Genomic DNA, 13,721 nt, shown 5'->3' with positions numbered 1-13,721 from the left:
GTTTCGGTTCCGGGTCCGGTTGCGGGTGTGGGGGTGGGTGGGGGGGTGAGGCGGGGGAGGAGTATGTGGCCGTTGCGTAGGGCGAGTTGGGGTTCGTTGGTGTTGAGGGCGGTGTTGAGGGCGGTGTGGGATTCGGTGGTGTCGTCGGTGTCGATCAGTACGAACCGGCCGGGGTGCTCACTCTGCGCCGAACGCACCAAACCCCACACCGAGGCGGCGGGGAGATCGCGCACCGCCTCCCCTGGCACCGCAGCGAGAGCACCCGACGTGACCACGGCGAGGCACGAGTCGGCGTACCGTTCGTCGGCGACCCATTCCTGCGCCAGCGCCAGAGCGTGCCGCGCCGCAGCGCGGGCGGACCCGGAAGGGCCGATCCGGGCGACGGCGAAGGGCGGGACCGCGGTATCGCCCGCCAGATCCTCGAACGCACACCAGGATGCCTCGTCCGTGTCCGGGGAGGGTGTGCTGGGCGCGACCCACCGGACCTGGTACAGAGGCTTCCCGCTGGTCGCCGACGCCGCTTCCAGCGCGCCTTCGGGCGGTGTGCGGAGCGCCAGGGAATCCACGGAACCGACGAGTTGACCAGTGGTATCGGTCAAGACGATCGCTGTCGTATGGGCGCTCAGCGGTTCCAGGCGCACCCGTAGCTCCGTCGCACCGGAGGCATGGAGACGTACGCCCGTCCACGAGAACGGAAGCCGCACCGCCTCCTCGCCTTCCAGCGGCAGCAGATGCAAAGCGGCGTCCAGCAGAGCGGGGTGCAGGGCGAACCGGTCGTCGGCAGCCGAAGTGTCCCCGGACAGCCGGACTTCGGCGAACAAGGTCTCGCCCGCGCGCCAGACGGCGCTGAGATTGCGGAACGCCGGGCCGTATCCGTACCCGAGCGCGGCGAGCCGCGCGTAGACGCTCTCGGGATCGGCCGGGGTCGCGCCATCCGGTGGCCATACCGAGTCCGCGGTGGCGGCCGGCGCCGCGCCCGCCGGAGCCAGCGCACCGACGGCGTGCCGGACCCACCGCTCGTCCCGGGCGCCGCGGGCATGGACGGCGAGCGTTCTGCGCCCGTCTTCCGCCGGTCCGCCGACCGTGACCTGGACCGGTACGGCCCCCTCGGCCGGCAGCACCAGCGGTGCCTCCAGGGTGAGTTCGTCGACGACGGGGCACCCGGCGTGGGCACCGGCGTCCAGCGCCAGCCCGACCAGGAAACTGCCGGGTGCCAGCGTTACCCCGCCGACGGTGTGGTCGGCGAGCCAGGGCACGGTGTCCGTCCCGACGGTGCCGGCGAAGAGCAGCCCGCCGTCCTCGGCGAGTTCCGTGGGGACGCCGAGCACCGGCCCGGTGCCCGGAGGCGTGGGGGCATACGGGTCGAGCCAGTAACCGCTGTGCTGGAAGGCGTAGGAGGGAAGCTCCACCCGGTCGTACGCACCGGGGTAGAAGAGCCGCCAGTCCACCGGTACGCCCAGGACCTGGAGCCGGGCGAGTGCGGTGAGGAAGCCGTGCCTTTCGTCGTGACCGCGCCGAAGGCTGGGGATGACGTCCGGGACGAGTGCGGCGAGTGCGGCGTCGGGGCCGACTTCGAGGAGCGTGCTGACGCCGTGTTCCTCTTGGAGCGCGCGCACGGTGTCGTGGAAGCGGACGGGGAGACGGATGTGCCGGGCCCAGTAGCCCGGGTCCATGAGCTCCTCGGCGGTGGCGAGCGCGCCGGTGACGTTGCTGATGACGGGGGTGTGCGGCGGGTGGAACTCCAGGGTCGCGACGGCGGCCTGGAACTCGTCCAGCACGGAGTCCATGTGGGGGGAGTGGAAGGCGTGACTGACATTGAGCGGCCGGGTCCTGCGGCCCTGCTCGGCAAAGGAACGGGCGATACCGTGCGCCGCCTCCGGGTCACCCGAGATCACCAGTGACGTGGTGGAGTTGAGGGCGGCGAGGGAGACACCCCCGGTCAGCCGGGGCACCATCTCGTCCTCGCTCGCCTCCACGGCGATCATGGCGCCGCCGCACCTGGCGGCCTGCATGAGCCTGCCCCGGACCGCCACCAGGAGAGCCGCGTCCTCAAGAGAGAGTACTCCTGCCACATGCGCCGCAGTCACCTCGCCGAGGGAGTGTCCCGCCACGAAGTCCGGGGTCACACCGTGATGCTGGAGGAGTTGGTAGAGGGCGGTTTCGTGGGCGAAGAGGGCGGGTTGGGTGTATTGGGTCTCGTTGAGGAGTGTGGCTTCTTCGGTGTCGGGTGCGGCGAGGACGATGTCGCGCAGGGGTCGGTCGAGGTGGGGGTCGAGTGCGGCGCATGCGTTGTCGAAGGCGGTGGCGAACACGGGGTGGGCGGCGTGGAGTTGGGCGCCCATTCCGGGGCGTTGGCTGCCCTGCCCCGTGAACAGGAACGCCGTTCCGCCCGTGTTCTCGGCGCTGCCGCGCACCACAGCCGGGTCCTCGCGGCCTTCGGCGAGGGCCGTGAGCGCGCGCAGCGCCTCGTCCGGATCGGCGGGGAGCACCACCGCCCGGTGACCGAGCGCGGCCCGTCCGGTGGCCAGCGCGTGGCCGATGGCGGCCGGTGGGGCATCCGGACTCTCGCAGAGGAAGGAAGAGAGCCGCCGGGCCTGGTCACGCAGCGCCTGCTCGGTGTGACCGGACAGTGGCCACGGCGTGAGGGGGGTGACAGCGGGCGCGGATTCGGACCGGTCGGAGGCTTCATCCGCAGTGGGTTCGGGTCGGTCGAGGGCTTCTCCGGAGATGGGTTCCGGTTGGTTCGGGGCCTCTTCCAGGACGACGTGCGCGTTGGTGCCGCTGATACCGAAGGAGGAGACGGCTGCGCGGCGTGGGTGTCCGTTTCGTGGCCACTCGCGGGCCTCGTCCAGCAGCTGTACCGCGCCGCTTTCCCAGTCGACGTGGGGTGTGGGCTCGTCGATGTGCAGAGTGCGCGGCAGCAGTTCGTGGCGCATGGCCATGATCATTTTGATGATGCCGGCGACGCCGGCTGCGGCCTGGGTGTGTCCGATGTTGGATTTGAGGGAGCCGAGGTAGAGGGGTTCTTCCGCGGGGCGGTCTTGTCCGTAGGTGGCCAGGAGTGCTTGGGCTTCGATGGGGTCGCCGAGTTTGGTGCCGGTGCCGTGTGCTTCGACGGTGTCGATGTCGGCGGGGTCGAGTCCGGCGTTGTGGAGGGCTTGGCGGATGACGCGTTGCTGTGAGGGGCCGTTGGGTGCGGTGAGGCCGTTGCTGGCGCCGTCCTGGTTGACGGCGGTGCCGCGGACGACGGCGAGGATCTGGTGGCCGTTGCGGCGTGCGTCCGAGAGGCGTTCCACCAGGAGGAGGCCGGCTCCCTCGCTCCAGCCGGTGCCGTCGGCAGCCGCCGCGAACGCCTTGCACCGCCCGTCGGGGGAGAGCCCTCGCTGACGGCTGAACTCCACGAAGGTGTCGGGCCTGGCCATGACGGTCACTCCGCCCGCCAGCGCCAGGTCGCACTCGCCGCTGCGCAGTGCCTGGGCGGCCAGGTGCAGTGCGACCAGCGACGAGGAACAGGCCGTGTCCACCGTCACCGCCGGGCCCTCAAGGTCGAAGGTGTAGGAGAGGCGGCCCGAGATGACGCTCGATGTGTTGCCGGTGAGCAGATACCCCTCAAGCTCTTCCGGTGCCTGGAGGAGTCCCGATCCGTAGTCGCTGTACATGACCCCGGCGAACACCCCGGTGCGGCTGCCCCGGACCGTACCGGGGTCGATGCCCGCTTGTTCGAAGGTCTCCCAGGCCGTCTCCAGCAGCAGCCGCTGCTGTGGATCGGTCGCCATCGCCTCGCGCGGACTGATCCCGAAGAACTCGGCGTCGAAATCGCCGGCTTCGTAGAGGAAGCCGCCCTCGCGGGCATAGCTCTTCCCGGTGCGCTCGGGGTCGGGGTCGTAGAGTCCGTCCAGGTCCCACCCGCGGTTGGCGGGGAACGGGCCGATCGCGTCCGATCCGGAGGCGACCAGATCCCACAGGTCCTTGGGCGACGCGACACTGCCCGGGTAGCGGCAGGCCATGCCGACGATGACCACAGGATCGGCGGAGTCCGCTGCCCCGGCCGTCCCGGTCGGGATCGCGTGCCCGTCCGCGTGCGCAGCTCCGGGTAGCAGGCTGAGCAGGTAGGCGCTGAGCGATGCCGCGGTGGGGTGGTCGAAGACGGTGGTGGCGGGCAGCCTGAGACCGGTGGCCGTGCTGAGCCGGTTGCGCAGTTCGACGCCGGTGAGGGAGTCGAAGCCCAGCTCCTTGAACGCACGGCCGGTGTCGATGGCTGACGGAGCGGCATGCCCGAGCACCGCGGCTACCGTCGTCCGTACCAGCTCCTCCGCCGCGCGGTTCTGCTCAGCGGCGGAGAGTGCGGCGGTCAGCTGAGCCCAGGAGCCGTCCGTGCCGCCCCGCTCATCGGTGCTTCCGGCACGCGGTCGGCGCACGCGGACCAGGTCGCGTAACACGGGCGGCAGCGATTCCGTCTCGGCCCGGACGCCGAGCGCCCCCGGATTGACGCGTACGGGCACCAGGGCGGGCTCGTCCGGCGCGGCCAGCGCCGCATCGAGCAGGTCCAGCGAGGGCTGGACCGCCAGCGGCGCGATTCCGGAACGCGACCAGCGTGCCTGCTCCGTCGCGCTGAGGCCGCCGGCCATGCCGTCCGCCTCCGTCCACAGTCCCCAGGCGAGGGACGTGGCCGGCAGACCGAGGGCGTGCCGTTCCTGGGCCAGGCCGTCCAGGTAGGCGTTGGCCGCGGCATAGTTCCCCTGCCCCGCCGTACCGGTGATGCCGGTGACGGAGGAGAAGAGGACGAAGTCGTCCAGCGCTGGTGTCCGCTCCCGAGTGAGTTCGTGCAGATGGCAGGCGGTGTCGGCTTTCGGGCGCAGCACCGTGTCCAGCCGCTCTGTGGAGAGCGCGGCCACCGTGCCATCGTCCAGGACGCCCGCCAGGTGGAACACCGCGCCCAACGGTTGCCGGTCCGGGACAGAGCCCAGGACGCGGGCCAGGGCGTCGCGGTCTGCGGTGTCACAGGAGACGAAGCGGATCTCCGCTCCCAGCTCGGACATGTCGCGGGCCAGTGCGGCGGCTCCCGGGGCTTGTTCGCCGCTCCGGCTGAGCAGCAGCAGATGCCTGGCACCGTGACGTTCGACGAGATGCCGGACAACGCGGCGGCCGAGCCCGCCGGTGCCGCCGGTGACGAGGACGGTGCGGTCGGTGTATCGGGAGGAGCCCGCGGAGTCCGGTGGCATGGGCGCCGCCGGTCCGGTCGCGGATGTGGCGAGTACGAGCCGGGGAACGAGCAGGTTGCCCGCGCGGACGGCCAGCTCCGGTTCGGCTGCGACGTAGGCGGCGAGCAGGGGCAGAGCCGCCAGGGCGCCGCTGTCAGGGCACGGTGCCTGGTCTGTTCCGCTGCCGGCGGAAGGTGTCGGTTCTGTCCCGTCGGGACCGGCCGCCGCCGCGTCGGGACCGGCCGCCGCGAACTCGTCGAGATCGGCCACCGCGAACCGCGTCGGATGCTCAGCGCGCGCCGAGCGCACCAGCCCCCACACCGCGCTCGACCACGGGTCGGTGACCGCGTCTTCCTCGACGGCGGCCACGGCACCGCGCGTGAGGAACACCAATCGGGCGTCGGCCGACCGCTCGTCGTCCAGCCACTCACGCATCAGACGCAGGACGAAAGCCGTCGCCTGGCGGCCGGCAGGTACCGGCACGGCGACCAGGGAGGCCACGGAACGGCCCTCGCCCGTGCCTTCCAGGAGCGCGCGCACGGCGCAGTCGTCGGGCGCGAGGGCCGTGTCCTGCGGCAGCGGGCCGGCCGGGGGCGTGGCCGGCCCGCCGCTTCCCGTGGTCGGTGCCGGTGTCCGCCACGAGACACGGTGCAGCTGCCCGGTTGGGCCGTGCGTGCCCAACGACTCGGCGGCGAGCGGACGCAGGACGAGGGATTCGGCGGTCAGCACCGGCCGCCCCGCCTCGTCCGAAGCGCTCAGCGCCGTACCGCCGCTGGTCGCCGGGGCCCACCGCACCCGGAGGGTGCGCGCACCGGTGGCCCACAGCTCGACGCCCGACCAGACGAAAGGCAGCGGCCGGTCGGTCTCTGTGGCCTCGCGCATGACCAGCGGATGCAGAGCCGCGTCGAGGAGTGCGGGGTGCAGAAGGAACTCGTCGGCGCCGGCTTCGCCGTCCGGGCTCCGGAGTTCTTCGGGCAGGGTGAGCCCCGCGAACAGTTCTTCACCGCGCCGCCAGGCCGAGAGTGCGCACCGGAAGCCGGGCCCGTAGGAGTAACCGAGGTCGCTCAGCCGGGAGTAGAGCGCGTCCGGTGTGATCGGCTCGGCGCCGCTCGGCGGCCATGCAGCCGGCTCCGTCGTGGTGTGCGCCGCCTCCGAGGCCGGACTGAGCAGCCCCGACGCATGGCGCAGCCACTCGCCGTGCTCTCGTACCGGACGTGAGTGCACCGCGCAGGCGCGGGTGCCGTCCGGTGCGGGAGGGCCGACGGACAGCTGGAGGTCGAGCGGTCCGGCGTCGGCTGACAAGATCAGCGGCGCCTCCAGGGTCAGCTCCTCGACGCGGGGCGTGCCGGCGTGTTCGCCGGCCTTCAGGGCGAATTCGAGGAAGGCGGTGCCGGGCAGCAACACCGTTCCGAGGATCTCGTGATCCGCTGTCCAGGGCTGGGTGTCGGGCGAGATCACTCCGGTGAGCAACATTCCGCCGTCCTCGGCGAGTTCGACGGAAGCTACGAGTACGGGGTGTCCGGCCGCTTCCAGCCCGAGCGCCCCCGGGCCTGAGGACCGGGACGGCGGAAGCATCCAGTAGCGCTGCCGCTGAAAGCCGTACGTGGGCAGGTCGACCGGTGTGCCGGGCTGGCCGAGCATCGTCTCGTGGTCCAGCTCGGCGCCCTGGGCGCAGGCGGTGGCGAGCGCCGTGGCGAGGGTCTTGACCGCGGGGCGCCCCTTACGCAGTACGGGCACCGCTCCGGCGACCAGTGCGGTGAGTGCGGCGTCGGGGCCGAGTTCGATGAGGGTGGTGGTGTGGTGGTTGTGGAGGGTTTGGATGGTGTCGTTGAAGCGGACGGGGTGGCGGATGTGTTGGGTCCAGTAGGTGGGGTTGGTGAGTTGTTCGGTGGTGGCGAGGGTGCCGGTGAGGTTGCTGATGATGGGGGTGTGGGGTGGGTGGTAGGTGAGGGTGGTGGCGGTTTGGTGGAATTCGTTGAGGATGGGGTCCATGTGGGGGGAGTGGAAGGCGTGGCTGACGGTGAGTTGTTTGGTTTTGCGGCCTTGGGTGGTGAGGGTGTGGGCGAGGTGGTGGGCTTCGTCGGTGTTGCCGGAGATGACGAGGGAGTGGGGGGTGTTGATGTCGGCTAGGGTGAGGTTGGGGGTGAGGAGGGGGAGGGTTTCTTCTTCGGTGGCTTCGATGGCGATCATGGTTCCGCCGGTGGGGGCGGTTTGCATGAGTCGGGCGCGGGTGGTGACGAGGGTGGCGGCGTCGGTGAGGTTGAGGACGCCGGCGGTGTGGGCGGCGGTGAGTTCGCCGATGGAGTGGCCGGTGAGGTAGTGGGGGTGGATGCCCCAGTGGGTGAGGAGGTGGTGGAGGGCGGTTTCGAGGGCGAAGAGGGCGGGTTGGGTGTATTGGGTTTGGTTGAGGAGTGCTGCTTTTTCGGTGTGTGGTGGGGCGAAGAGGATGTCGCGGAGTGGGTGGGGGAGGTGGGGGTCGAGTGCGTCGCAGGTGTGGTTGAGGGCGTGGGCGAAGTGGGGGTAGGTGTCGTAGAGTTCGCGGCCCATTTGGGGGTGTTGGCTGCCTTGGCCGGTGAAGAGGAAGGCGGTGCGGGGTGTGGGTGTGGGGGGTGTGGTGGTCTGGATCAGGGCGGGGTGTTCGCGTCCCTGGGTGAGTGCGTCGAGTGCCTCCAGCGCCTGATCACGCTCATCCCCCAACACCACCGCACGGTGGTCGAGGACCGCACGGCCGGCAGCCAACGCGCCCCCGACAGCGGCGGATTCGGTTCCGGGGTGCCGGCGCACATAGGCACCGAGCCGACGGGCCTGCTCCCTGAGCGCGTCCTCGGAGTGCCCCGACAGCGGCCACAGCCGCGGGGCAGCGGCCGGCTCCCGCCGTTCCGCTGAGGGCTCGTCCGCCTCCTCCAGGATGACGTGGGCGTTGGTGCCGCTGATCCCGAACGACGAGACGGCCGCGCGGCGCGGCTGCCCGTTGTCTGGCCACTCGGCCTCCTCGGTCAGCAGCGATACCGCTCCGGTGGACCAGTCGACGTGCGGAGTGGGCTCGTCCACATGGAGGGTGCGCGGCAGCAGCCCGTCGCGCATCGCCATCACCATCTTGATGACCCCGCCGACACCTGCGGCGGCCTGGGCATGGCCGATGTTGGACTTCAACGACCCCACGCGCAAAGGCTGTCCGGCGGGGCGGTCGCTGCCGTACGTCGCCAGCAGCGCTTCCGCCTCGATCGGGTCGCCCAGGCGGGTGCCAGTGCCATGGGCCTCCATGGCGTCGACCTCCGGAGCCGTGAGTCCGGCGTTCGCCAGGGCCTGGCGGATGACCCGCTCCTGGGAAGGTCCGCTCGGTGCGGTGAGCCCGTTGCTGGCACCGTCCTGGTTGATCGCTGAGCCGCGTACCGTCGCGAGTACCCGGTGACCGTTGCGCCGCGCGTGCGAGAGCCGCTCCACCAGGAGCATGGCGACTCCCTCGGACCATGCCGTGCCGTCGGCGGCAGCCGCGAACGGCTTGCACCGGGCGTCCGGGGCCAGCCCGCGCTGCCTGCTGAACTCCAGGAACATCCCGGGGGTGGCCATCACCGTGGCGCCGCCGACGAGGGCCATGTCGCAGTCGCCCTGGCGCAGTGCCTGGGCGGCCAGGTGCAGTGCGACCAGCGACGAGGAGCAGGCCGTGTCGACGGTCACCGCCGGGCCCTCGAACCCGAAGGTGTACGCCAGCCGGCCCGAGGCCACGCTCGTGGTGCCTCCGGTGAGCAGATACCCGTCGAAGCCGTCGGCCGCCTCATCCAGCCGTGGGCCGTAATCCTGTGCGGTGCAGCCGACGAAGACTCCTGAAAGGCTCCCGCGCAGCGAGTCGGGCGCGATACCGGCGTGTTCGAGCGCCTCCCAGGAGGTCTCCAGCAGGAGCCGCTGCTGGGGGTCCATCGCCGTCGCCTCGCGCGGTGAGATCCCGAACGCGGCGGGGTCGAAGTCGCCTGCCGCGGCGAGGAATCCCCCCTCGCGGACATAGGTCGTGCCGGGTACGGCGGGGTCAGGGTCGTAGAGGGCCGCCAGGTCCCAGCCCCGGTCCGTGGGGAACGGGCCGATCGCGTCGGTGCCGGAGCGGACGAGGGACCACAGGTCCTCGGGGGAGGCAACTCCGCCCGGGTAGCGGCAGGCCATGCCGACGATCGCAATCGGATCGTCGGCGGCGGGGACGGGGCGGCCCGGGATGGGCCCCGCGTCGGTGCGGCCCTCGCCTGAGAGCCGCTCCCGCAACAGGCGGACGACGGCGGTGGGTGTGGGGTGGTTGTAGACCAGGGCGGACGGCAGGCTCAGTCCGGTCGCGGTCTGGAGCCGGTCACGCAGTTCGACGCCGGAGAGCGAGTCGAAGCCGAGATCCTTGAAGGCGTGGTCGGCGTCCACGGAGTCGGCCGTCACGTGCCCGAGCACGATGGCCACCTGGGCGAGGACCAGGTCGAGCAGGTCGGTGGGCGTGGCGGCGAGTGACTGTGGGCCCTCCGTGCTGTGGGCCGCAGCGGGTGGAGCCGTATCGGTTCGCGGGGCGGTGTCCGAGTCCGAGTCCGGTCCCGCCGCCGGCGCGGACGTCTCGGAGCGGGTGTCCAGCCAGTGGCGCTCGCGCTGGAAGGCGTAAGTGGGCAGCGCCACCGCCCGGCCGCGCCCCACCTCCGGGATGTTCGACCAGTCGACCGGGGTGCCGTGCGTGTGGGCTCCGGCCACTGCCGCCAGCAGGGTCGACGGCTCGGGCCGCCCCCGGCGCATCGAGGCGAGCAGGGCTTGTCCGGATTCCTGGAGGGAGTCGCGGGCCATGCCGGTGAGTGCGGCGTCGGGGCCGAGTTCGATGAGGGTGGTGGTGTGGTGGTTGTGGAGGGTTTGGATGGTGTCGTTGAAGCGGACGGGGTGGCGGATGTGTTGGGTCCAGTAGGTGGGGTTGGTGAGTTGTTCGGTGGTGGCGAGGGTGCCGGTGAGGTTGCTGATGATGGGGGTGTGGGGTGGGTGGTAGGTGAGGGTGGTGGCGGTTTGGTGGAATTCGTTGAGGATGGGGTCCATGTGGGGGGAGTGGAAGGCGTGGCTGACGGTGAGTTGTTTGGTTTTGCGGCCTTGGGTGGTGAGGGTGTGGGCGAGGTGGTGGGCTTCGTCGGTGTTGCCGGAGATGACGAGGGAGTGGGGGGTGTTGATGGCGGCGATGGTGAGGTTGGGGGTGAGGAGGGGGAGGGTTTCTTCTTCGGTGGCTTCGATGGCGATCATGGTTCCGCCGGTGGGGGCGGTTTGCATGAGTCGGGCGCGGGTGGTGACGAGGGTGGCGGCGTCGGTGAGGTTGAGGACGCCGGCGGTGTGGGCGGCGGTGAGTTCGCCGATGGAGTGGCCGGTGAGGTAGTGGGGGTGGATGCCCCAGTGGGTGAGGAGGTGGTGGAGGGCGGTTTCGAGGGCGAAGAGGGCGGGTTGGGTGTATTGGGTTTGGTTGAGGAGTGCTGCTTTTTCGGTGTGTGGTGGGGCGAAGAGGATGTCGCGGAGTGGGTGGGGGAGGTGGGGGTCGAGTGCGTCGCAGGTGTGGTTGAGGGCGTGGGCGAAGTGGGGGTAGGTGTCGTAGAGTTCGCGGCCCATTTGGGGGTGTTGGCTGCCTTGGCCGGTGAAGAGGAAGGCGGTGCGGGGTGTGGGTGTGGGGGGTGTGGTGGTCTGGATCAGGGCGGGGTGTTCGCGTCCCTGGGTGAGTGCGTCGAGTGCCTCCAGCGCCTGATCACGCCCATCCCCCAACACCACCGCACGATCCTCGAAATGGGTACGCGTGGTGGCCAGCGAATACGCCGTGTCCGACGGACGCGTGGCCGCGCCCTCCACCGAGACCAGATGCCCCAGCAGCCGTGCTGCCTGCTCGCGCAGCGCGGCCCGTCCGCGGCCGGAGACCGGCCAGAGAACCGTACTGCCCACCTCCGCCAGGTCGTTGGCGGACGGCTCCGGCGCCGGCTCGTCCGCCGGACCCGCGAGCACCATGTGGCAGTTGGTGCCACCCATGCCGAACGAGCTCACCCCGGCGATCAGCTCGCCCCCGGCCTCCTGTCCACCGGCGGGTACCGGCCAGGGGGTCTCCTCCGTCACGACCCGCAGGCCGAGCTCCGTCAGCGGGATGTCCGGGTGCGGCGAACGGAAGTTGAGGCTCGGCGGCAGCTTGCGGCGCGCGATGCTCAGCGCGGTCTTCACCAGACCCACCAGCCCGGCGGCGCCCTCCAAGTGGCCCACGTTCGTCTTGGCCGAGCCCACGAGCAGCGGAGACCCGGCGGGACGGTCGTGACCGAGCACGGCGCCCAGTGCCGCGGCTTCCACGGGGTCGCCAACCGGGGTCCCGGTGCCGTGCAGTTCCACGTAGCCGACGGACCGCGGGGAGGTACCGGCGCGGGCGTGGGCGGCCCGCAGCACTGCCTCCTGCGCGGCCCGGTCCGGCACGGTCAGCCCCTGGGAGGCGCCGTCGTTGTTGACCGCGCTGCCGAGGATCACGCAGTGCACCCGGTCACCGTCGGCCCGCGCGTGTTCCAGCGGCTTGAGGACGACGGCCGCGCCACCCTCGCCGCGCACATAGCCGTTGGCACGTTCGTCGAACGTGAAGCAGCGACCGTCCGGGGACAGCGCTCCGAATCCCGCGCTGCGCTCGCTGCTGTCAGGGGAGAGGATCAGATTCACACCGCCGACCACCGCGAGGTCCGTCTCGCCGCGCCGCAGGCTCTCGCACGCAAGATGTACCGCGACCAGTGAGGAGGACTGCGCGGTGTCCACCGTCATGCTGGGACCCGTCAGGCCGAGGGCGTAGGAGAGCCGGTTGGCGAGCAGGCTGCGGTGCAGGCCGGTGACCGCGTACCGGCTCGGGGACCGGCCACGTCGGTGGTGCAGGGCCGCGTAGTCGTCCCAGATGGCGCTCGCGAAGACCGAGGTTCGGCTGCCGGCCAGCCGGGCCGGGACGATGCCGGCCTCTTCCAGCGCCTCCCAGCCGAGTTCGAGCATCAGCCGTTGCTGGGGGTCCATGGCCTCGGCTTCGCGGGGCGAGACCCCGAAGAAGGCCGCGTCGAAGCGGTCGACCTCGTCGAGGAAGGCGCCGAAGCGCGGCGCGTCCTCCGCCCACCGCCCAGCGGGCGGTTCGCCCACCGCGTGTTCCCCCAGGGCCAGCAGCCGCCCGAAGGCCGCCACGTCCGGCGCCTTGGGCAGCCGGCAGGCGAGTCCGATGACGGCGATGGGCCCGGCGGCCCCGAGCGCCGGCGAGGGCGGGTCCCCGGGGCGGTTCCCCGGATCGCCGAGGGTGGCGGGGCGCGTGGACTTGCCGTCGGCAGTGGTGTGGTCGTTGGGCATCGCTGGCTACTGGCTCCCTCGTTGAGGACGACACGGCAGCGAAGGCGGCGTCGCGGTTTCTGGCCTCGCTTCGCGCCGGCTGATGGGCACCTGCCTGCGCCAAGCATCGACAGCTCGGCTAACGGGAGCCTTTGTGCGGTCTAAACCGACGCTGTCGGCGGCGCCGGGCCCGCTCGGCCTGCGGGGTGGCCGACGCGTCGGTGGTGCGGCCCCGACGTGAGGCCGCACCACCGACACTGGTGCCCGGGGGACACGGCGCACCGCGCGGCGGTGCGTCCCCCGGGCCGCGTTCCGAACCCGCTGCCCTGGACGGGCGGCGGGCCCCGCGAGCGTTCTAGAGGGTCTTGATCATCCCGCCGTCCACCACCAGGTCGGAGCCGGTGATGCTGTCCGCCTGGTGGGACGCGAGGAAGGCGGCCACAGCGGCCACCTCCGAGGGTTCAACCAACCGGCCCGTCGAGATGCCCATTTGGGAGAGCAGCGCCTGCAAAGGATCGGAGTCCCTGTCCTCTCCTGAGCCCTGGCTCGCCGCCATGTCGTCGAACGCGGCTTCGAAGGCGGGGGTCCGTGTGACGCCTGGCGTGATGGTGTTGAACCGCACCCCCTGGCTCGCGTACTCCTCGGCCAGTGCCTTGGTGAGACTGTTCAGGGCTGCCTTGGCCGCACAGTAGTCGTAAGTGATCTTTGGTACCCGGCCGCCGACCGAAGAGATGTTCACGACGCTGCCGCCGCCCTCCTCCTTCAGGCTCGGCAGTGCGGCCCGTGTCACGCGCACCGTGGCGAAGAAGTTCAGAGCGAAGGTCGCGTCCCAGTCCGAGACGTCGATGGCCTCGAACCCGCCCTTCATGGTGCCCCCGCCGCCGATGTTGTTCACCAGCACGTCCAGGCTGCCGAGTTCGCGCACGGTGAAGTCGACGCAGCGGGCCGGACCGTCCGCCTCGGTGAGGTCGACAGGGAAGTGCACCGCGTCCAGGTCGGACAGTTCGGAGGAGGCGGACCGCGAGGCCGCCACCACCCGCATGCCCTCGGCGGCCAGGGTGCGGGCGATGGCCAGTCCGATGCCTCGGCTCGCGCCGGTGACCAGCGCTGTCCGGCCTTTGAGTTCCAGGTTCATCTTCGATCCCTTTCCTTCGGATGGGGTGATGCGAACGGTCGGTAGCGGTTCCGCCGACGTGGACCGGTGCCCTGCCG

2 protein-coding genes are annotated in these 13,721 nt (G+C 71.2%); both read right to left on the bottom strand.

The window, feature by feature from the left end:
* The coding region (locus NMN56_RS37145; RefSeq protein ID WP_283742549.1) for a type I polyketide synthase at nucleotides 1–12,530 on the bottom strand (12,530 nt) is incomplete at its 3' end.
* Nucleotides 12,531–12,864: 334 nt separating this feature from the next.
* Entirely contained in the window at nucleotides 12,865–13,644 is a 780-nt protein-coding gene (locus tag NMN56_RS37140; RefSeq protein WP_274047209.1) for an SDR family NAD(P)-dependent oxidoreductase, read from the bottom strand.
* Nucleotides 13,645–13,721 lie beyond the last annotated feature (77 nt).

The organism is Streptomyces iconiensis (assembly GCF_028657195.3).
GTDB classification, from domain to species: domain Bacteria; phylum Actinomycetota; class Actinomycetes; order Streptomycetales; family Streptomycetaceae; genus Streptomyces; species Streptomyces iconiensis.
The sequence above is the reverse complement of the archived record's forward strand: the minus strand, read 5'-3'. Positions and strand labels throughout refer to the sequence as shown.